17 protein-coding genes are annotated in these 23,228 nt (G+C 36.7%); 12 read left to right on the top strand and 5 right to left on the bottom strand.

The window, feature by feature from the left end:
• Positions 1–6: 6 nt before the first annotated feature.
• From aroA to FG27_RS04645, 4 genes are all read left to right on the top strand, one after another.
• Complete coding sequence (aroA, locus tag FG27_RS04660; RefSeq protein WP_037316167.1) at positions 7–1,236, top strand: 3-phosphoshikimate 1-carboxyvinyltransferase; 1,230 nt, start codon at positions 7–9, stop codon at positions 1,234–1,236.
• Between the two features lie 81 nt (positions 1,237–1,317).
• A complete protein-coding gene (gene queA, locus FG27_RS04655; protein WP_197051663.1) occupies positions 1,318–2,373 on the top strand; it encodes a tRNA preQ1(34) S-adenosylmethionine ribosyltransferase-isomerase QueA in 1,056 nt (351 codons plus the stop codon).
• Positions 2,374–2,511: 138 nt separating this feature from the next.
• A complete protein-coding gene (rlmN, locus tag FG27_RS04650) occupies positions 2,512–3,555 on the top strand; it encodes a 23S rRNA (adenine(2503)-C(2))-methyltransferase RlmN (protein ID WP_037316164.1) in 1,044 nt (347 codons plus the stop codon).
• Positions 3,556–3,632: 77 nt separating this feature from the next.
• Positions 3,633–4,610, top strand: coding sequence for a polyprenyl synthetase family protein (locus tag FG27_RS04645; RefSeq protein WP_037316162.1), 978 nt, complete (start codon positions 3,633–3,635; stop codon positions 4,608–4,610).
• 58 nt (positions 4,611–4,668) lie between these two features.
• Here the strand turns inward: FG27_RS04645 and FG27_RS04640 are convergent, their stop codons facing one another.
• The 5 genes from FG27_RS04640 to FG27_RS04620 form a co-directional block, all read right to left on the bottom strand.
• Positions 4,669–4,911, bottom strand: coding sequence for a hypothetical protein (locus tag FG27_RS04640; RefSeq protein WP_037316159.1), 243 nt, complete (start codon positions 4,909–4,911; stop codon positions 4,669–4,671).
• An 80-nt stretch (positions 4,912–4,991) separates the two neighbouring features.
• Complete coding sequence (locus FG27_RS04635; protein WP_037316156.1) at positions 4,992–5,195, bottom strand: hypothetical protein; 204 nt, start codon at positions 5,193–5,195, stop codon at positions 4,992–4,994.
• A 46-nt stretch (positions 5,196–5,241) separates the two neighbouring features.
• Positions 5,242–6,021 (bottom strand): TIGR03915 family putative DNA repair protein, encoded by a 780-nt coding sequence (locus tag FG27_RS04630; protein ID WP_037316153.1) that lies wholly within the window; start codon positions 6,019–6,021, stop codon positions 5,242–5,244.
• Positions 6,021–7,280 (bottom strand): putative DNA modification/repair radical SAM protein, encoded by a 1,260-nt coding sequence (locus FG27_RS04625; protein WP_037316150.1) that lies wholly within the window; start codon positions 7,278–7,280, stop codon positions 6,021–6,023. The genes FG27_RS04630 and FG27_RS04625 overlap by 1 nt, the downstream gene beginning before the upstream one ends.
• Positions 7,281–7,353: 73 nt before the next feature.
• The gene (locus FG27_RS04620) at positions 7,354–9,018 is read right to left on the bottom strand and encodes a sulfatase (RefSeq protein ID WP_037316147.1); all 1,665 of its coding nucleotides are present in this window, start codon (positions 9,016–9,018) and stop codon (positions 7,354–7,356) included.
• Between the two features lie 97 nt (positions 9,019–9,115).
• Here FG27_RS04620 and FG27_RS04615 point away from each other — a divergent pair, with 97 nt between their 5' ends.
• The 8 genes from FG27_RS04615 (at position 9,116) to FG27_RS04580 (ending at position 23,210) form a co-directional block, all read left to right on the top strand.
• Entirely contained in the window at positions 9,116–11,866 is a 2,751-nt protein-coding gene (locus FG27_RS04615) for a LuxR C-terminal-related transcriptional regulator (protein WP_037316144.1), read from the top strand.
• Positions 11,867–12,089: 223 nt separating this feature from the next.
• On the top strand, positions 12,090–15,194 hold the full coding sequence (locus FG27_RS04610) for a TonB-dependent receptor (protein WP_037316141.1): 3,105 nt from the start codon (positions 12,090–12,092) through the stop codon (positions 15,192–15,194).
• A gap of 17 nt (positions 15,195–15,211) precedes the next feature.
• Positions 15,212–16,666 (top strand): RagB/SusD family nutrient uptake outer membrane protein, encoded by a 1,455-nt coding sequence (locus tag FG27_RS04605; RefSeq protein ID WP_037316138.1) that lies wholly within the window; start codon positions 15,212–15,214, stop codon positions 16,664–16,666.
• A gap of 80 nt (positions 16,667–16,746) precedes the next feature.
• Positions 16,747–18,084, top strand: a complete 1,338-nt coding sequence (locus tag FG27_RS04600) for a glucoamylase family protein (protein WP_051935941.1) — start codon at positions 16,747–16,749, stop codon at positions 18,082–18,084.
• Positions 18,085–18,193: 109 nt separating this feature from the next.
• Positions 18,194–19,570, top strand: a complete 1,377-nt coding sequence (locus FG27_RS04595; protein WP_037316134.1) for a glucoamylase family protein — start codon at positions 18,194–18,196, stop codon at positions 19,568–19,570.
• 5 nt (positions 19,571–19,575) lie between these two features.
• A complete protein-coding gene (locus FG27_RS04590; RefSeq protein WP_037316131.1) occupies positions 19,576–20,574 on the top strand; it encodes a metallophosphoesterase in 999 nt (332 codons plus the stop codon).
• Positions 20,575–20,593: 19 nt separating this feature from the next.
• Complete coding sequence (locus tag FG27_RS04585; RefSeq protein ID WP_037316128.1) at positions 20,594–21,397, top strand: prolyl oligopeptidase family serine peptidase; 804 nt, start codon at positions 20,594–20,596, stop codon at positions 21,395–21,397.
• 7 nt (positions 21,398–21,404) lie between these two features.
• Positions 21,405–23,210, top strand: a complete 1,806-nt coding sequence (locus FG27_RS04580) for a family 43 glycosylhydrolase (protein ID WP_051935760.1) — start codon at positions 21,405–21,407, stop codon at positions 23,208–23,210.
• The last annotated feature ends 18 nt before the right edge of the window (positions 23,211–23,228 follow it).

Below are 23,228 nucleotides of genomic sequence, written 5' to 3'. Positions count from 1 at the left end.
CAATTAATGAATTTAAAGATATTAAATACAAAAAAGCATCTCAAGGGTAATATTAAAGTTACCGGTTCTAAAAGTGAATCTAATCGCTTGCTAATTCTTCAGGCTTTATATCCTGGCTTAAAGATTAGTAACCTTTCTAATAGTGATGATACACATTATTTGCAAAAGGCACTGGAGAGCGAAGATGAATTAATAGATATTCATCACGCCGGTACTGCAATGCGGTTTTTGACTGCTTATTTCTCAACCCAACAGGGCAGGGAAGTAGTTTTAACCGGAAGTAAAAGAATGACCGAGCGTCCCGTAAAATTATTGGTTGATGCGTTAAGAAAAATGGGAGCCGATATTTCTTATGAAAAGAACGAAGGTTATCCACCAATTAGAATTAAAGGGAAAAAGTTAGAGACTGAATCAGTAAGTTTAGCAGCCAATATTAGCAGCCAGTATATTTCAGCATTAATGCTTATCGCGCCTTCTTTGCCAAAGGGTCTCGAAATTAATCTGGAAGGTAAGATCACTTCTACGCCTTATATAAAAATGACTTTAGAAATTCTACAACGCGCAGGTGTGCAAGGCATTTTTGAGGGAAATTCAATTAAAATTCAGCCCGTTCAAAGCTTAGAAAAACGAACTTTGGCAGTAGAATCAGATTGGAGTTCTGCTTCTTATTATTATAGTTTGGCAGCAATATGTGAATCTGCCGATCTTAGGTTGAGTACTTATAGGAAAACAAGTTTGCAGGGTGATTCCTGTCTTGCTGAAATCTATAAGCAATTTGGAGTTACTACTAAATTTGAAGACGATCATATTATTTTAGAAAAACGCCCGGGTAGTAAACCAAAACAGATAGAAGAAAACCTTCAAAACTCTCCCGATATCGCTCAAACTATAGCGGTGACCTGTTTAGCTTTAAACGTGCCTTGTTATTTAACCGGTTTGCACACTTTAAAAATTAAGGAGACAGATAGGCTGGAAGCTTTAAAAACCGAAATTGAAAAATTTGGTAGTAGAGTTGAGGTGAATCAGGATAGCCTGGAACTTTTTCCAGAGGAAAATTTTTCAAAGAATGTTTCGGTAGCTACTTATAATGATCATCGTATGGCGATGGCTTTTGCGCCACTTGCACTTAAAGTTCCCTTTGAAATAGAAGAGGCTGAAGTTGTTTCAAAATCCTATCCCGGATTTTGGGAAGATTTTCAAAAACTCAATTTCGAGGTTGAAAAAACTTCAATTTAAAAGACTTTTTTAAATAAACCGTTAAATACTTGACAACCCCTACCTTGAGATTGTATATTTGCCGCTTCTAAAAATTCAATTATGGGAATGAAACTTTCACACTTCAATTTTGAACTTCCGGATGAACTTTTGGCCGAGTATCCTTCAGAGAACAGGGATGAAGCAAGGCTTATGGTTCTTAACCGAAAAGAACAAACAATTGAGCACAAACAATTCAAAGATATTCTAGATTATTTCGAGCCAGAAGATGTTATGGTATTGAACAATACCAAGGTTTTTCCGGCACGTTTATATGGAAATAAAGAGAAAACCGGTGCGCGGATTGAAGTATTCCTATTAAGAGAATTAAATCCTGAAACTAAACTTTGGGATGTACTTGTAGATCCTGCAAGAAAAATTAGAATCGGGAATAAACTTTACTTTGGTGATGACGAAAGTTTAGTAGCTGAAGTTATAGATAACACTACTTCTCGCGGAAGAACACTTCGTTTTCTTTATGACGGTTCTTACGAAGATTTCAGAATGAAATTGAAGGAACTTGGGGAAACTCCACTTCCAAAATATATAAAACGTGAGGTACAACCTGAAGACCAGGAACGTTACCAAACAATTTATGCCAAGGAAGAAGGAGCTGTAGCGGCACCAACGGCTGGACTTCATTTTTCTAAACATCTTTTAAAGCGTTTAGAAATTAAAGGAGTAGATTTTGCTGAAGTTACCTTACATGTTGGTTTAGGAACTTTTAGCCCGGTTGAGGTAGAAGACCTTAGCAAACATAAAATGGATAGCGAAGAGGCTTTTATTGAAAGGAAAGCCACTGAAACTATTAATAAAGCGAAACGCGAAAACAGGAGAGTTTGTGCTGTAGGTACTACCGTAATGCGTGTTATGGAAAGCGCAGTTTCTTCAAACCATACTTTAAATGAGTTTAGTGGTTGGACCAATAAATTCATTTTTCCTCCTTACGATTTTAGTATTGCAAACTGTATGATCACTAATTTCCATACCCCAAAATCTACACTCCTTATGATGATCTCGGCCTTTGCTGGTCACGATTTTATGAAACGTGCTTATGAGGAAGCGGTAAAAGAAAAATACCGTTTCTATACTTATGGAGATGCGATGTTGATTATCTAGTTTCTAAAAAGAATTTATATTAAAAAGCCACAGCTTATAAGATTAAGTTGTGGCTTTTTCTTTAGCTTAAGTTCAGAAATTAAAACACTTAGCTTCAGCTTAACTTAAAAATCCTTTAATTCTTCATACTTTTGCAGCGTGAAAAATAAGAAGAAAGACATACGGGCACTTACCAAAGCACAACTGCAGGAATTTTTTGTATCCAATGGCGATAAATCTTTCCGCGGAAGTCAGGTTTATGAATGGCTTTGGAATAAAGGCGCGCATAGTTTTGAGGCTATGACCAATATCTCTAAAGCTACCCGTGAAATGCTGGACGAGAATTTTGTAATTAATCATATTCGGGTAGACCGGATGCAACGTAGTAGCGATGGCACAATTAAAAATGCCGTAAAGTTACACGATCAACTCACAGTAGAATCGGTTTTAATTCCCACAGCGAGTAGGACCACCGCTTGTGTTTCTTCACAGGTAGGTTGTAGTTTAGATTGCCAATTTTGTGCTACGGCTAAGCTTAAAAGAATGCGAAACCTGAATCCAGATGAAATTTATGATCAGGTAGTTGCAATAGACAATGAAAGCCGCCTGTATTTTGACCGGCCGCTTAGCAATATTGTTTTTATGGGAATGGGAGAGCCGCTTATGAATTACAATAACGTAATGAAAGCGGTAGAAAAGATCACTTCCCCAGAAGGTTTGGGTATGTCTCCCAAGCGAATTACTATTTCTACCTCAGGAGTTCCAAAAATGATTAAAAAATTAGCTGATTATGAGGCTAAAATAAAATTAGCAGTTTCCCTGCATTCGGCAATAGATGAAGTGCGAACGCAAATAATGCCATTTAATGAAACTTTTCCTTTAGATGATCTTCGGGAAGCTTTAGAATATTGGTATTCTAAAACTAAAAGCCGAATCACTTACGAATATATTGTTTGGAAAGATATTAACGACACCCGCAAGGATGCTGAAGCCCTGGTGCGCTTTTGCAATTATGTGCCCTGTAAGGTGAATTTGATTGAATATAACCCTATAGACGACGGGAATTTCCAACAAGCCTCTTCTAATGCTACAGATATGTACCAGCAAATTTTAGAGCGAAATGGTATTACAGTAACCGTGAGACGTTCTCGTGGAAAGGATATTGATGCTGCTTGTGGCCAGTTGGCTAATAAATCGGCTTAACTGCTCTTTAATTACTTTATTTAGAAAGACAAACCACCACTGAATATTGTCTATAAATAATTATCTTTGGTGGCTTTATGAAAGTAATTTCCCAAATAAAACTTCCGGTTGAGAAAGAGATGGAACTTTTTGAAAAAAAGTTCCTGGAATCTATGTCTTCCCAGGTTGCGCTGCTTAATAGAATTACGCATTATATTGTAAACCGTAAAGGGAAACAAATGCGTCCTATGTTTGTATTCCTGGTAGCCAAAATGGTTTCAAACGGGAATGTGAACGAGCGTACTTATCGCGGGGCTGCAGTTATTGAGCTTATTCATACTGCCACTTTAGTGCACGATGATGTGGTAGATGACTCTAACCGCCGTCGTGGATTTTTCAGTATAAATGCATTGTGGAAAAATAAAATTGCCGTTTTAGTGGGCGATTATTTACTTTCTAAAGGTTTATTACTTTCCATAGACAATAATGATTTTGACCTGCTAAAAATTATCTCAGTAGCCGTTAGGGAAATGAGCGAAGGTGAGCTTTTGCAAATTGAAAAAGCCAGGCGTTTAGATATTACCGAAACCGTTTATTATGATATTATTCGGCAAAAAACAGCTACACTTATTGCCGCTTGTTGCAGTTTGGGTGCCGCTTCAGTAAAACCGGAATCTGATGCTGTCGCAAAAATGCGACGTTTTGGAGAACTTATAGGAATGGCTTTTCAAATAAAAGATGATCTTTTTGATTATGGGGATGAAAAGATAGGAAAACCTACCGGTATTGATATCAAAGAACAAAAAATGACCTTGCCTTTGATCTATGCCCTGAATAATTCGACTAAAAAAGAAAAAGATTGGGTGATCAATTCGGTTAAAAATCACAATAAGGACAAAAAGCGGGTAAAAGAGGTAATCCAGTTTGTGAAAGATAAAGGGGGGCTTGATTATGCGGTAAAGCGTATGGAAGAATTTCAGCAGGAAGCTATGGTACTCTTAGAAGAATACCCAGATTCATCTTATCGAGATTCTTTAGAGTTAATGGTGAACTATGTAATAGAACGCAAAAAATAGTCTTGTTTTTTAATAATTACTTATTAAAAAACAAGACTATTTTTCATCAGGTTTCTGGCTAGTTATCATTCACATCATCGGTGTTGTGAATTTCTTCATCTATTTCCCTTTCTACATCTTTAGCGCCTTCTTCAACTTTTTTGGCACCTTCTTTTACTTTTTCGCCAGCTTTATTCACATTATCTTCGATGTCTTTGCCAATAGCCTCTACTGCATCTTCAGTTTTTTCCTGGGTGCTTTCTCTACAGCTATATAAACTAAGAGAGAAAGTCGCTAACAATAACAAAATTACTTTTTTCATAATTTATTGATTTTGGGTATAATAAAAAAAAGCCACTTTCAGCTAAGAAAGCGGCTTTGAAATTTCTTTGAAAGAAACGACTACATATCGTCGTTTTCGTTCATTTCGTCTTCCATTTCTTGCTCAGCTTCTTCGGCTTCAGCTTCCATTTCTTCACCTGCATTTTCGATATCTTCACCTGCAGACTCCATAGCGTCTTCAGATTTTTCTTCAGTAGTTTCTCTACAAGAGTAAATAGAAAGAGACATTGTTGCTACAGCAAAAAGTAAAAATAATTTTTTCATTTTAGAATTTGTTTAATTAGTTGAAGGAGCAAATTTAAACTATTTTTTAATTATGCAAGGGATTCTTTTCAATCAAATATTTCCAGTAGCGTTTAGGAACATGTTGGTGGTGAAGCCTTCTGTTTATGCGGGATTTGATGGTTGTAGATTCAAAATAATTCTTCCATAATTTCTGGAAATCTTCTTCGGTATCATCATAAATTCCTTGCTTTTCTTCTGAAGATTCTAAATTTCTCGAAAAATCAATACTTATTATCCGGGCTTTCTGTAAGTCGTAATAAAGTCCATATTTACGTTTAGTATCATAAATTATCCATTGCTGATCACTATATCTAGAAGTGAAATGCTTATTAAGGATAGGTATTACATTAAAATCTGGCGCTATGGTAGCAAAATAAATCTTGTCTTTGGTAAGCTGAAATCTAACAAAGGCTTCCATTCTATGTTTTTCACGTCCTACTTTTTTTGCAGTTTGCGCCACTCTTAAAATCGCTGGATTAGAAAAATCACCATCTATACTTTCTCTATTTTCAAAAGTATGTTGAAAATATCTTAGAATATCTAATTCAATTCCAGGTTGTTCACTTAAGTAGGCGTAGTAAATTGCATTTTGACCACGCGTGTTTGCGAATTTCTTAAAACCCTGCCATACACGATTGGCTTTCTTGGAATCGGAAACTATCTGAATATTCTCACTAAATAAATCTACATTAATCGCATCTGGCGGTTTAATGGATACCACATTTAACTTTTCTTCATAACTTATAAAAATGCTGGTTAGTAAACCATTAAAAGTACCATCGTAATTGAGGGAGGTGGTTTTCATTAAAATAAGCTTAATTGACTGCTATATTCCTTTCTAAATTTTCCTACAGAATTCCGAAGAATCAAAGATTTAATTTTCGCAGAACCCAAATCCCGCTTTTCCCAACCCCTGGAATCACAAATCATAAAATAGCGCGCCCGGTTTAATGCCACGCCTATAGCTTTTAAATGGTCGAAATTTAGTTTTCTGTATCTTCTGGCATTTAAGATTTTGCTTACCGATTTTAATCCAACTCCCGGGATTCTAAGTAACATTTCTTTTTCAGCTAAATTAATATCTACCGGGAAATGCTGCGGATTTCTTAGCGCCCAGCTTAATTTAGGATCAACCTCTACATCTAAATTTGGAAATTCCTGATTGAGTAATTCATTAACATTATAACCATAAAAACGCATGAGCCAATCGGTTTGGTAAAGTCGGTTTTCGCGTAACATGGGCACCTGTGATCCTAGCGAAGGTAACCTGGGATCATTACTTATGGGCACGTAGCCAGAATAATATACCCGCTTCATATTATAATTTGTATAATAATGATTAGCGGAAAGCATAATTTCCCTGTCGCTTTCTCCTGTAGCTCCTACAATCATTTGGGTACTTTGCCCGGCCGGTGCATATTTTGGAGTGCTTTTAATTATTTTTCTCTCAGATTTATATTGAATAATTTCATTTTTAACCTTTTCCATTGGTTTAATAAAATCGGAATGTTCTTTTTCGGGAGCCAATTTTTTTAAACCGGAAACTGTGGGAATTTCAATATTTACACTTAATCTATCGGCATAGAGTCCTGCTTCATACATAAGTTCGTCGCTGGCGCCGGGAATAGATTTTAAATGAATATAGCCATTAAAATTTTCTTCTAAACGCAATTTTTTGGCCACCTGGATTAAGCGCTCCATAGTGAAATCGGCATTTTTGAAAATACCTGAGCTTAGAAATAAACCTTCTATATAATTTCTTCGATAAAAATTAATAGTAAGATCTACCACTTCCTGGACTTTAAAGGCGGCTCGTTTTATATCATTACTGCGGCGGGTAACACAATAGGCGCAATCAAAAATGCAATGATTGGTAAGTAAAATCTTAAGTAAGGAAACGCAACGCCCATCTTCGGTATAAGAATGACAAATTCCCATCCCGTCTGAATTTCCAAGGCCTTTATTTTTATTAGATCTCTTGCTTCCACTACTGGAGCAGGAAACATCATATTTTGCTGCATCAGCCAAAATATTTAGCTTTTCCTTAATTCTATCAAACATCATAATTCTTGAAGTTTGATTCAAAAATAGGAAAAATTCCGATAAGTTGGATTAAATACTAAATTTTGTGATTTTTCTAGTTTCTCGGGCTTTCTCCCGCTAATCTCTCGAAATTACGATAGCTTCGTTCTACCTGTTCTTCAGGAGTAGTTTCAAATTCTTTTTCGGTAACCTTATATTTCTGCTGAAGGGAATCTAAACTGCTATGTAATTCCTCCCTTACTGAAGCATAATCTGGATGATTATAAATATTGTCCATCTCTTTAGGATCCTCCTTGAGATCGTACATTTCCCATTCGTCTATATCGTCGTAGAAATGCATAAGTTTAAACCTATCAGTTCTAACACCATAATGTCGCTTTACCATATGAAATGCCGGGAAATCGTAGTAATGATAATAAATAGCATTTCTAAAGTCTGCATCGCTAATTGAGTTGTTCATTAGAGCTCTTAAAGATTTTCCCTGCATTTCTGCCGGAATTTCGGCTTGTGCGAAATCCAAAAACGTAGGCGCAAAATCGAGGTTTTGAGTAAGCGCATCAATTTCGCTGCCTGCCTCAATTTCTGCCGGGAATTGCATAAGCATAGGCATTGCTAAAGACTCTTCATACATAAATCGTTTATCAAAAAATCCTTTCTCCCCAAGATAAAAACCCTGATCTGTAGTGTAAATAATGAGGGTATTTTCATCTAAACCACTTTCTTCCAAGTAATCTAAAATCTCGCCCACGCCTTCATCTACTGAAGCTATAGTAGCCAAATAATCCTGTAAATAGCGTTGGCCCTTCCATCTTGCCAATTCTTCTCCACCAAGATTCGCATCGTGAAAAGCATCATTTTTTGGACGGTAGCCTTTATCCCAGGTTGCTCTTTGTTCTTTAGTCATTCTTTCAAAATCAGTTTTCCAGGGATTATGTCTTAAAGAGTCACTGCCTTTTGCCACGGTCATTTTAAGATCATGGCCCTCATACATATCTTCGTAAATAGTTTGTTGTTGTTGCTGTGCCGCTATTTGCCCTTTGTGATCTGTAAAGTAGCTTTCAGGTAATGGGAATTCTGTAGAATCATATTTATTTATATGTCTAAGAGCCGGCATCCAGTTTCTATGAGGCGCTTTATGTTGCACCATTAGCATAAAAGGCTTTTCCTTAGTTCTATCGTTCTTTAACCAATCTAATCCCATTTCGGTAATTATATCGGTCGCATAACCTTTAATTCGTGTGGTATCCTTTCCTTTTATAAAATCTGGATTGTAATAATTTCCCTGATCTACAAGAATATTCCAGTAGTCAAAACCTTCCGGTAATCCATGGAGATGCCATTTTCCAAACAGTGCAGTTTGATAGCCCACCTCTTTAAGATATTTGGGAAGGGTAGGTTGTGATCCATCAAAAACATCACCATTCATTCTAAAGCCATTTTGGTGGCTATGTTTCCCCGTTAAAATTACAGCTCGGCTCGGCCCGCAAATAGAATTTGTACAGAAATTATTATTGAATTTAACCCCGTTTTGCGCAATACGGTCAATATTTGGTGTTGGAGCAAGTTGGCTTACGGGATGACCATAAGCACTAATGGCCTGTGCAGCATGATCATCGGTCATTATAAAAACAATATTAGGTCGCTTCTTTTCGGGATCTTTTTCTCCTTTTTTTTCATCGGTATTACTTTTACAGGAATAAAGACTGGAGATTCCAACAAGAAGACTTAGAATAACGAAAAAAGATTTTTTAGAAACCATAAAGAATTGTTTATCTAATTGAGAAAGACCTAAGGTACAAAAAGTATGTATTTTTGTTTTAAATTAGACCTATACAAAAACTGCTCAATTGTATTTTATGTTTTGTTTTAATAGAAAGTATTTTTGCCTCCTGATTCTTGTATTTCAAGCCACTATCGTATGTAGCCAAAGGCTTAATCCACCCATACATAATTATTCTTCTAATGTTTATAATGCTGCAAGTCAAAACTGGAGTATTGATGTAGACGAAGAGGGTATTATTTATGCAGCAAATAACCAGGGACTATTAAGTTTTGACGGCCAATCCTGGGAGCTATTTCCGTTGCCTAACGGAAGTATTATTCGGTCAGTATTTGTGTATAAGGATAAGATTTTTACTGGTTCTTATAAGGAATTTGGATATTGGAAAAAGGACAATACAGGAAAGTTATATTACACATCGCTCATACCAAAACTAGGGAAATACGCTATGCAAAGCGAAGAGTTTTGGGAAATTCTGGCTTTTAAAGATGATATTTATTTCCGGTCTTTTGGAGCCATATATAAATATGATCATAAAACCATTGAACCCATTCAAAATGTGGTAAGTAATAAAATGATTGTTTATAAAGATGAACTTCTTTTGGCAGTTAGAAAAGATGGCATATTTTCCCTCGATGAGAATAATGAACTAGAAAAATTACCTAATCAGGATATTTTAAAAGATGAGGTGATTATAGATATGGCAGTTAAGGGTGAAGAAATTATTATTGGTACCCGAGAGAAGCTTTTTAAATATGACGGCGAAGTTTGCCAATTGTTTGATGATACAGAATTACTGGAAGAATTAGAGCGTTCAGAACTAAACCATATTCTGGATTTAGAAAATGAAAATTTATTGCTGGGTACCGTTAAAAACGGAATCATTAATTATGATATAAAAAATAAAAACTATACAGTTTTTAATCGAAAAAATGGCTTACAAAATAATACTGTATTAGGCTTTGTAAAGAAGTATGGGAATATTTGGTTAAGTCTGGATAACGGGATTGATAGATTGGAGTTAGATTCTCCTGTGGAGTTCTATACCGATGAAACAGGGGAGTTGGGAGCCGTTTATGATCTCGAATTTCATGAAAATAAAATGTTTTTGGCCAGTAATACAGGGGTTTACACCTTTGAAGATAATAAGCTTGAAATTATTGAAGGAGCTGAAGGGCATACATGGAATCTTGAAATATTAAACGATACACTTTATGTAAACCATAACACCGGTACCTACCGTTTGCTAGGCAATAAATTGGAGCCCGTAGAAACATCTACCGGTAGTTTTAAAATTATTGAACTTCCTTCTAAGACCAATGAATATTTGATTAGTAGTTATACAGGAATACGAAATCTCAACCGAAATGTAGATAGCATTTATGAGCTTGATAGTTTAAATTTTCCTGTTAAAAATATAGTTTTTGAAAATGAAAATACGCTCTGGGCAGCCCACCCTTATGAAGGCATTTATAGAATTGAATTTGGGAATCATTTTAAAAACACCCAAAGCATTGAAAAAATTCGTATCCCAGATGGCGGTAATAGTATTAATACAGATGTGTTTAGGATAAATAATCAATTAGCTATTTTTAATGGGGATAATTGGTTTAAGTACAATTCCTTTAAAAATTCATTGCAGATATTTGAGGAATTAGAGCCTTTTCGGAAACATAAAATGTTGCTGAAGGATAGTAATTCGTATTGGTTTAGTCATACTGAAAACAATGCTCTGAAATTCACCAGTTTTGATGATAATAATATAGTGATTGGGCCTGCGAGCTTAAACAATCGTGTAGTTAAGAACTACGAAAAGATCTTAAAGAATGGAGATTCCCTTTATTATATAGCATTAAACGATGGTTTCGCGCGAATTGATCTTACCAGATTTATAAAGAATCTTGACAATGTTTATGTAAGTAAGCCCTCGGTAAAAGGTTTCCAGGATCTTGAAAAGCGCTATAATTTAGCTGAGAATCCAGAGGTGCCATTTAAGGCATCCAGGGATTTAAATATTCATATTTCTTTCCCGATTTCGGGAGCAATGGGTCTACGATATCGCTTAAACGGCGAAGATACCCTAAGTGGTGAAGTTAAAGACGGACTAATAAATCTCCAGAATCTTAATCACGGTGATTATGAACTTGAACTAATAGCAATAGGCCCTCAGGCCCAAATTGTTAAAAAGAATAGTTTTGATTTTCGAATACTACCTCCCTGGTATCTCTCCAATTTAATGAAACTTGCTTATATCCTTTTTATTCTCTCTTTGGTTGTTCTTGTTTACTGGGTGAATCAATTAAAACTTAGAAAACACCAGTTAATGTTGGAAGAGAAATTTGAAAAAGAACATCAAGAACGCCTTAATAACCTTGAAAAGGAAAGGTTGATGAATCAAATAAATCTAAAACGAAAAGAATTGGCTAATACAACTATGGTTGCCGCCAAGAAAAATGAAATGCTTATGGAAATTCAAAACGAATTAAATAAAGATAAAAACAGCTTTTCGAATCAATTTAAAATGAAACACATTCTAAATAAGATAAACCGAGCAATAAAAAATAAAGATGAATGGAAGGTTTTTGAAACTAATTTCAATGAATTACACGAAGACTTCTTTAAAGATATTTTAGACAGCTACCCTAAGCTGACGAATAAAGATTTGAAACTATGTTCTTATTTAAAAATGAATTTAACCTCAAAAGAGATCGCTCCTTTAATGGGAATTTCTGTAAGAGGAGTTGAAGTACATCGCTATCGTTTACGTAAAAAAATGGATCTGGATAAAAAGGAGAATCTTACAAATTTTCTAATAAAAAATTTCTAAGTTATTAATATATAGAACTTAAATTAACAAAATAGGAATACATCATTACTACATCAGTCTTTTAAAAGCCTGTTAAAATTTTACTTCAAAAATATTTTAAAATGCTGAAAATCAATTAGATATGACCTTATGAATTATGATGTAGCAGTAGTGTACTACATCGTTTGCGTTAAATGCCTTGTTGGTTGTATCTTTCTGTTAAAATTCAGTAAAATTCAACCGTATGAAATTAAAATTATTTTCCATTTGTCTGGTCCTTTTATCCGGTTTTGGGTTCGCGCAGGAAACCAAAACTATTACAGGGGTAATTGTAGATCAAAATGAAATGCCTTTACCAGGAGCCGAAGTAAAGGTTATTGATAAAGAGATTTTTTCCGTTACCGATTTTGATGGAAATTTCACTTTAGAGAATGTTGAAGTTGGCGACGCCATAAGAGTTACATTCCTTGGATTTCTTCCGCAGCAGTTTACTGTGGCGCAGGATAATGAATATACTATTGCTTTAGAGGAAGACACCGATCAACTTGATGAAGTTGTGGTAGTTGGTTATGGTAGCCAGCGAAGACAGGATGTAACCGGTGCAATTAGTAAGGTTTCTTCTGAAGAAATTACACAACAGCCTGCGTCTACAGCTACTCAAGCCTTACAGGGAAAAGTTGCAGGTGTAAATATTGTTAATAGTGATCAACCTGGAGCTACACCTACGGTAACTATTAGGGGACTAGGAACTGCCCTTGGGGGTCGTAATCCTCTATATGTTGTAGATGGGGTGCCAGTTAACGATATTAATAATATAAGTCCATCTAGTATAGAATCTATGGATTTCTTAAAAGATGCTTCATCTGCTGCTATTTATGGTGTTAGGGCAGCTAATGGGGTAGTAATTGTTACTACAAAAAGAGGTAAATCGGGTAAAACTCGCTTTAATATGAGGAGCTTTTATGGGGTTAAACCAATCCTTAATCAGGTAGACATGGCGAATGCTAGCCAATATGTACAATACTTCAATGAAGAAAATGCAGCTATTGGAAGTGAAAACCGATTAGTAAATAACCAACCTTATGATACTAATTGGTATGATGAATTAACACAAGTAGGGAGTATTAATAATACTGTCTTCGATGTTTCGGGAGCAGGAGAGAATATTGACTATTACTTTAGCTTCGATTTTTACGAAGAAGAAGGATTGCTGCAGGAACAAAAGTTTCAGCGTTCTACGCTTACCAGTAATAACACTTATAAATTATTTGATGATCGCTTAAAGATCACCCAAAATTTCAATATGGCAATTAGGCACGAAACACCTAAGCCTTTGGGATCTTTTAATGTGGCCTATAGGCAATCGCCGCTCGTTCCTGTATTTTATCCTAGTGGGAGATATGGTGGGCCATTTTATAATCGCTCTACCGGTATTGCCACTAATATGGGAGCCGAAGGTGAAACTATAGGAAGGTTAACCAGCCATGGGAACCCTGTGGAAGCGGTAGACTTTTTCAATGAAAAATTAAACTCTATCAATTTACAAGGTAGCGTTACTGCAGAATTGGAAATAACAGATGATCTAACCTATACTTCCAGATTTGGTGCCAGGAAAAGCTTTTCAAGAAAAAGGGTTTTTACCCCCAGGCTGGATAGATATTTGGTTAATGGGGATCCTAATCAAACCCGGGAAGAGTTTGAGCGTCTAAAAGCTCAAAATCCGGAAAATACATCTTATGCTTATAATCAACTACGTTTCGAATCCGTTGAAACCTATAAGTATAACTGGGATAACTTTATAAATTATAAAAAGAGTTTCGGTAATCATAATTTCGATGTAACTCTTGGTGGCTCTAAAGAGCAAATAGGTATTGGTTTTGAAGATAACTACACCACGTTTGAAGTTCCAGAACAGGAACAATATTGGAGTTTGCGTCACGCTAGTGGATCATACGATAATATAGTTGAACAGTTTGAGTATACTCCAACAAATTTTATGTCCTTCTTTGGTAGAATTCAATATAATTTTGATAGTAAATATTATATAAGCGGAACACTACGAAGAGATGGTTCAAGTACCTTTCAAAACAATGCCGATTATTGGGGCACTTTCCCATCTATTGGTCTGGGATGGACTCTTACCCAGGAAGAATTTCTTAGGGATAGTGAAATCATTAATTTCTTAAAATTAAGAGGGTCTTACGGAGAACTTGGAAATTCAAATGTACCTTTTAATGCTACTCAAATACAAACTAGTGAAAATACGGGTACTTCCAACTATGTTTTTGGACCAGATCAACGACTTGTATTTGGAGCTTATGTGGGAACTCCGGCTAGAAACCTCAGCTGGGAAATAGTAAGAGAATGGAGTGCAGGTATAGATTATGAATTATTTGATTATAAATTGACTGGTTCTTTAGATGTTTATAGCAGGAATACTGAAAATACAATCTTACGTGTACAGCCACTACTAAACTCTACTTTTGCTACAGATTTTTTTGATCACGGAGCAGAAGTGCTTAATCAGGGGGTGGAATTCGCTATAAATTGGTCAGATGAGTTATCTGAAGATTTTAGCTACAATATATCTACAAATTTTTCTTACAATAAAAACGAAGTTAGAAATGTTAGGAATAATTATGATGGACAGATAGGAGGAGACCTTGGTTTTGGTGGCATAATTTCTAAACGTTTAGCAGAAGGACAGCCATTAGGATCATTTTGGATGTATGAGGCTGAGGGAGTGTGGCAAACTGAAGATGAAATTGCCAATAATCCATCAATAGGTGGCGCTTTACCGGGTCATCTAAAGTATACAGATCAAAATAACGACGGTGTAATCGATGAACGGGATAGAACTTATCAAGGTTCCTATATTCCTAGGTATAACTATGGAATCTCTTTAGGATTTAGGTACAAAAATTTAGATTTTAATCTTGATGGCTATGGAGTAGGAGGTAACAAAATATATAATGCACTTAAAGCAATGCGTTTAGGTGGTGAAAATGTTACTTCCGAAATGTTTGCGAATAGGTGGACGGGTCCTGGTACCACGAATTTACATCCTGGTGCAAATAGAGATATTGAAGCTTCAAGTTATTACCTTGAAGACGGTGGGTTCTTTAGAATTAATAATATAACCTTAGGATATACACTTCCAGAATTCTCTGAATTTATAAACAAAATAAGAATTTATGGGTCTGCTCAAAACCCATTAATCTTTACAAATTATAGTGGTTTTAATCCAGAGCTTAACTCAAATGGCGATCCTTATGGAACCACCGGTATTGAACTGGGAGCATATCCGCTTACCAGTACTTACTTAATTGGAATTGATATTTCGCTATAATCAAAAAAAAATTTATTATGAAATACTTAAATAAAATATTTATTACACTGTTTGCAATTAGTGTTTTAATTAGCTGTAGCGAAGATTTTTTAGACGTAGATTCTAGAGATCGTATCACAGCAGAAGATAGAGATGAAAATTTTACGGCAGAAGACTTCGTAACAGGTGTATATGGTAACTTCACAGGGTTCTCTTATGCATTTTCTTATCTAGGGATCACTGAAATTATTTCAGATAATGCAGATAAAGGAAGTGCTGATAGTGATACTGGTGGAGACAAACATGTATTAGATGATCTTACTTTTTCAAGTACTATAGCATCATTACGTGCAATGTGGGAAACCTGGTATAAAACGATTGGTCGTGCCAATTACGCAATCGCCGTTGCTCAAGAAGAAAATGGTGAGAATACGAATAGGCTAATTGGAGAAGCTAAATTCTTACGTGCTGTAAACTACTTTTTTTTAGTACGCTCTTTTGGTGATGTTACTATTCAGGGAGAGATGACGTTAGAAGACGGCTCACCAGTTATAGATTCTGATGCCGATCTTTCGGAAAGAATTCCAAGCGATGAAGTTTATGATTATATAGAGCAGGATTTACTTGATGCTATTGATGTATTACCCGCTAAAAGTGAATATTCAAGTCAGGATTTAGGACGCGCTACAAGAGGAGCTGCCCAAGCTTTACTATCCAAAGTATACTTATATCAGGAAAATTGGACTATGGCTGCAGAAATGGCTAATGCTGTTATTAGTTCTGGCGAGTATGGTTTAGAACCTAATTTCGAAGATATTTGGAGAGAATATTCAGAGAATGGGGTAGAATCAATTTTTGAAATTCAGGCCAGGGGTGAGCCTATAGCTAAAGGTGTACAGCAGTACTCACAAGTTCAGGGAGCTCGAGGAACCAGTGGCTGGGGCTGGGGCTTTAATGTGCCTTCAGAAAACCTGGTAGATGCTTTTGATGCAGAAGGAGATGAAATTCGTAAAAATGCTACTATTATTTTTGCAGGAGAAACTTTATGGGATGGTAGAGTGGTTGATCCATCTGTAGAAAATCCTCGTTATAATGAGAAAGCTTATTCCAGTGCTAACGCAGGAGATTCTCATGGTGATAAAAACGTTAGAATGTTGCGATATGCAGAGGTCCTTTTAATCAAAGCTGAGGCTGAGGCACAACTCGGGAATATTGGGGCAGCAGAAGCGGCCCTTAACCAGGTGCGTAATAGGGTAGATCTTGCTGCTGTTAGTGGTCTTGGCCAGCAAGAACTTCTTGAGAAGATTTGGAACGAAAGAAGATTGGAACTAGCCTTTGAGCATGATCGTTGGTTTGATTTGATAAGAACAAGACAAGCTCCAGAAGCTATGGCTGCAGATGGAAAAAGTTTTCAGGAAAGACACTATCTATTCCCAATTCCAGAAAATCAATTAATTCAGACTCCGGAAATGGAGCAGAATCCAGGTTGGTAGTAAAACTTAAATTTTATTAGTTCCGCGACTCTTTGAGGGCCGCGGGGCTAATTTTTTCTCTTTTTTTAATTCTCTTTCTTTTGAAAATAAAACTTCTATACATATTTATCCTCTCAATTTTTCTATTTGGATGCAGTTCATCTAATGATGAAAATGATTTTTCTGATGACACTTCTGAAGAAATTTCAGAAGAAGAAATTGAAGCACCTGAAGAACAAATTCCTTCACTTTCAGATGAAGAATTACTGGATAATGTACAGCAGCAAACGTTCAAATATTTTTGGGATTTTGCAGCCACAAATTCAGGACTTGCTAAAGAAAGATCTAATGACAGTAATATAATTACCACGGGTGGATCTGGTTTCGGATTGGCATCATTTCCTGCTGCAGTAGAACGAGGTTGGATTAGCAAAACAGAAGCAATACAACGACTCGATAAAATATTAACTTATTTAGAAAACGTTTCTACCTACCATGGAGCTTTTGCGCACTGGTATAGAGATGATACAGGTGCAACGCAGCCATTTTCTGCAAATGATGATGGTGGAGATATTGTAGAAACAGCTTTTTTAATTCAGGGACTCTTAATTAATAGAAGTTATTTTGCTGAAGAAACAGAAATTAAAAATCGAATAACAGAACTTTGGGAAGCTGTAGAATGGGATTGGTACACCCAGGGTGAAAATGTAATTTATTGGCACTGGTCTCCAAATTTTGAATTTGAAAAAAACTTACAGGTAAAAGGCTGGAATGAATCTCTAATGGTATATATTCTTGCAGCTGCCTCTCCAACCCATCCCGTAGATGCAGAGGTTTATCACCAGGGTTGGGCTTCTAATGGAAGCATTCAAACCGGCAGAAGTTATTACGGTAATTCCTTACCAATGGGACCCGAGTTAGGTGGGCCATTATTCTTTGCACATTATTCTTTTATAGGATTAGATCCCAGAAATCTAAGCGATCAATATGCTGATTATTGGCAACAAAATGTGTCACATAGCCTTATTAATTATGAATATGTAGTTAGTAACCCTAATAACTATGAGGGGTATAGCGAAAATTCCTGGGGTTTAACTGCAAGTACAGGCTACGATGGATATTCTGCCCATAGCCCTACAAATGATAAAGGAATAATTGCTCCAACTGCTGCGATCTCATCATTTCCATATACACCTGAAGAGTCTATGCGTGCTATGCGCTATTTCTATGAAGATTTAGGCGATGATCTTTGGGGAGATTATGGATTTTATGATGCTTTTTCTGAAGAAGTAGGTTGGTTTGCCGATGGTTATCTGGCAATAGATCAGGGGCCTATCATCGCAATGATAGAAAACTATCGAACTGGTTTACTTTGGGAGCTTTTTATGCAGGATGAAGAAATTAAAGCAGGATTAGATAAACTTGATTTTAACTACTAATTCTTGAAGACTTTGTATGTTAATCTGAAAGACCAATTTTATTAGGTCAGAATTTTTCATTTCCAGGCACAAAAATAATTTTAAAACCGAAAATCAAAAATTATATATAATGACTAACTATCAATCAATTTTAAGCTTTTTCATCATCAGCCTACTACTTTTTGGCTGCAAAAGCGAATCAGAAAAAAATAAAAATGAGCTAGAAAAGTCAGAAACTGAAACACTCTCAGAAGAAGCATTATTAGATACGGTTCAGAAGCAAACCCTTAAATATTTCTGGGATTACGCTGAACCAAATTCCGGAATGGCACGAGAACGCTATCATCCTGACGGGGATTACCCGAAAAACGATGAGCACGTAGTAACCACAGGAGGCTCAGGATTCGGACTTATGGCTATAGTTTCAGGAATGGAACGGAAATGGATTCAGCGTGATTCAGCGGTTGCCCGCTTGGATAAAATTGCTGATTTTTTAAATAATGCTCCGAGATTTCACGGGGTATGGCCACACTGGTTAAACGGTGAAACAGGCGATGTACAGGCTTTTAGCGATAAAGATAATGGAGGGGATCTTGTGGAAACTTCATTTTTGGCGCAGGGATTTATTGTAGTTCGTGAATATTTAAAAAATGGAAATGAAGAAGAAAAAGCCGTAGCAGCAAAATATGATGAGCTTTGGAAAGGCATTGAATGGGAATGGTACACCAACAACAAAAACGGACTCTACTGGCACTGGTCACCAGATTACCAGTGGGAAATGGACTTTATGATAGAAGGCTATAACGAGTGTTTGATCACTTACGTAATGGCTGCTTCTTCTCCAGATCACGCGATTGATGCCAAAGCTTATCACGATGGTTGGGCTCGTAGCGGGAATATAGTAAGTGATAAAGAGGCTTATGGAATTCCTTTAATACTAAAGCATAACACTCGCGGCGATAAAGCCGGACCACTTTTTTGGGCCCATTATTCTTATTTAGGGTTGAATCCGAAAGGTCTTGAAGATAAATATGCTAATTACTGGGATCTGAATGTAAATCATACCAAAATCAATTATGAGTACACCCAGGAAAACCCGAATAATTCTGAAACCTACAATGAAAATTCCTGGGGTCTAACTGCAAGTTATACCCGTAACGAAGATGATGGTATTGGCTATACCGCTCATTCTCCAGATGATGATAAAGGAGTGGTTTCGCCAACTGCGGCGATTAGTTCTATCCCTTATACTCCAGAACTTTCTATGAATGCGATGAGGTATTTCTTTGAGGATCAAAACGAATTGCTTTGGGGACCAGCCGGATTTTACGATGCTTATAGCCTTGAAGGTGAAGATTGGGTAGCTCCAAAATATCTGGCAATAGACCAGGGACCACAGGTTGTAATGATAGAAAATTACAGATCAGGCTTGATCTGGGATCTATTTATGGGCGCTCCCGAAGTACAAAACGGTCTCGAAAAATTAGGATTTAATACCTCTGATTAATTTATATGAATTACGAGCTAACATATTTTAACCGTATTCGGAGTTTTATTCTGATACTTGGCACAGTATTGATTACAGGTTTCTCATTGGCTCAACAGAAGTCTTTTGAATTTGTAGTACTGCCGGATACCCAGACTTATGTTGAAGAATATCCAGAAATCTATTTGCATCAAATGCGTTGGTTAGCCAATAATAAAGATAGATTTTCCTTTGCCCTGCACGTGGGAGACATTACCCAGAATAACAACGGTAAAGAATGGGATATTGCTAAAAAAGGCTTCAATCTTATCCAGGGAAAAGTTCCATATTCTTTCGCTTTAGGAAATCACGATATGGGAAGTGAAAGCGGGGAATTTGCCGATACCCGGAATACCGCTATGGCCAATGCCTACTTTTCACCAAATGAGATTCCTAATCTTGTAGCTTCATTTCCCGAAGGAAAAATTGATAATCTTTTGAGTGAGTTTAAGATCGGGGATCAAAATTGGATGGTTTTGTCGTTGGAGTTTGGTCCCAGAAATAAAACTATTAAGTGGGCAGATGAGATGATAGAAAAATATTCGGAGCATAATTTCATCATAGCAACCCACGCTTATGTTTACGAAGATAGCACACTGCACGACGGTGAGGATTGGTGGCTTCCTGAGAACTACGGAATAGGGGAGGATGCCGGCGAAGAAGCTCCAAATAATGGTGGTCAACTCTGGGAAAAACTAATTAAAAAGCACCATAATATTTCAATGGTGTTTTCCGGGCATATTCTTAAATCTGGCGTTGGAACTTTAGTAAGCGAAGGTGAAAATGGGAATAAGGTTTACCAGATGCTTGCCAATTATCAAAAAGGGGTGGAAGGCTCAGAAAATGGTGGAAATGGTTTTTTAAGAATTATTAAAGTTAATCCCGAAAATCAAAGAATTGAAGTAAAAACCTACTCGCCCTGGCTTGACGAGTTTAAGACAGAAAAAGCACACGATTTCACTTTTGAAAATATTCAATTAAAATAATAGCATCAAAAAAATAAATATGAAAAAGAGATTCTTATACGTCTTAGCGGTTTTACTGGTGATTTTACTCATAGTACCATTTTCAGTAGAAGCACAGGAGAATGAAGCTTTTAAAAAGGAACATTTTATAAAAAATGCTGATACTCTAAATTACCGCATTCTATTTCCAAAGAATTTTTCTGAAGAAAAGGAATATCCTGTGGTTTTGTTTCTGCACGGTGCTGGAGAAAGAGGTAGTGATAACCAGTCACAATTAACCCACGGCAGTGATTTGTTTTTAGAGCATCAGGAAGAATTTTCCGCAATAGTTATTTTTCCGCAGGCACCAAAAGATGATTACTGGGCAAAGGTAGAAGTGAATCGGGATACGGTTCCTTTTCAATTCGATTTTATGAATGAAAAGCCCGCAACGAAATCTCTACAATTAGTCATGGAACTTATGGATAAAATGACTTCCAAAGATTACGTCAATAAAGATCGAATTTACGTGGGCGGACTTTCAATGGGAGGAATGGGAACCTTCGAGATAATTTATAAAAAGCCTGAAATGTTTGCAGCAGCCTTTGCTATTTGCGGTGGGGCCAATCCGGAAATAGCAAAAGAATATCCGGAAGGTTTTAATATTTGGCTTTTCCACGGAAAAAAAGATGATGTAGTACTTCCAAAATATTCTGAAGCAATGGCTCGGTCTATTAATCACTATGGTGGCAATGCCAAGCTTTCTTTATACCCAGACGACAATCATAATAGCTGGGATTCAGCATTTGCAGAACCTAATTTATTGCCCTGGTTATTCTCGCATAGCCTGGAAAATGAAAAATAATTAGTAGATGAAAAATTTCAAAAAGTTAATTGCAATTGCCACCATACTTTGTGGTGCAATGTTAAATGCACAGGAAGTGGTGCCGGAAACCTATATCAATCCCCTTGATATTGATTATACCTATATGGTTTATAATTCCAGTAAGAATATTTCTTATCGTTCGGGTGCCGATCCTGCCGTAATTGAATTTCAGGGCGAATATTATATGTTTGTTACCCGTTCTTTTGGGTACTGGTATTCTAAAGATTTGATCAATTGGGAATTTATTAAACCAGAACAATGGTATTTTGAAGGTTCCAATGCCCCAACCGCTTTTAATTATAATGACTCCCTAGTTTATTTTGCCGGAGATCCTGCAGGTTATGGAAGTATTTTGTACACCGATGATCCGAAAAGTGGTAAGTGGACACCAACGGCTTCAATTTCTAATAACATCCAGGATTCAGAATTGTTTATTGATGATGACGGGAAAACCTATTTGTATTGGGGTTCGTCTAATGTACATCCACTTAAGGTTAAAATGCTGGATAAAGACGATCGTTTTCTTGAAACCGGGGTCGAAAAGGAACTTATTAACCTGGTAGAAGAAGAACACGGTTGGGAACGCTTTGGCGAAAACAATTACCACCCAACCTTGAAAGAAGGATATATGGAAGGTGCTTCCATGACCAAACACGATGGAAAATACTATTTGCAATATGCAGCGCCCGGGACACAATTTAATGTTTATGCCGATGCCGCTTACGTAGGCGAAACACCACTTGGTCCTTTTAAATACATGAAAAACAATCCTATGAGTTTAAAGCCGGGCGGCTTTACCAATGGTGCCGGCCACGGGATTACCATGCAACAAACCAACGGACAATACTGGCATTTTGCCACCATGGCCCTCGCTTCTAATTCTCATTGGGAACGCAGGCTGGCTATGTTTCCAACCTATTTTGATGACGAAGGTTTAATGTACACCATTACCAGCTATGGCGATTATCCTTTGTACGGTCCAGATCATCCTACGAAAGCAGGACTGCACAATGGCTGGATGTTGCTTTCCTATAAAGGAAAAACAACCGTTTCTTCTTCACAAATGCAGGTTAGAAAAAGCACTGCCACAGATGGTGATTTTGATATTACCGAAATGCCTTTGGAAAAGAATGGTGAAGGTGAAATTATTTCCAAGCTATTAACCGATGAAAGTCCGAAATCTTTTTGGGTTGCTGAAGCTAATGACGATAAGCAATGGGTGGAGATAGAAATGCTGGCGCCCGGAAATATCTATGCTTTTCAGCTGAATTTTCACGACCAGGAATCTGGTATTTATACCCGTACCGAAGGTTTACGACACCGGTATACCTTAGAGGTTTCAGAAGATGGTGAAAACTGGAAAACTGTTGTAGATAGAAGTAAGAGTTTTGAAGATACACCAAATGCCTACATTCCGCTTAATCAGCCAGTAAAGGCTAAATACGTGCGCTATAATAATATTGCAGTTCCGGGGAATAATCTCGCTCTATCTGAAATTAGGGTTTTTGGGAAAGGTTTAGGTCAAAAGCCTGCTAAGGTTAAGGGATTCGAAATTTCTCGAAAGGAAGACAGGAGAGATATTTCCCTGGAGTGGAAGCCGGTGAAAGGTGCCCAGGGTTATAATATTCGCTGGGGAATCGCCCCGGATAAATTATACCATTCATGGTTAATTTATGATGAAAATGAACATTTTATGCGCAGCCTGGACCGTGATACAGAGTATTATTTCAGTATTGAAGCATTCAATGAAAATGGCATATCTAAAAGATCTGAAATATTACAAGCAGAATAACCGAAAAACCAAATTATA

This window comes from Salegentibacter sp. Hel_I_6 (genome assembly GCF_000745315.1).
Lineage (GTDB): Bacteria > Bacteroidota > Bacteroidia > Flavobacteriales > Flavobacteriaceae > Salegentibacter.
Note: the sequence above shows the minus strand (reverse complement) of the source record. Positions and strands in the feature narration are given on the sequence as shown.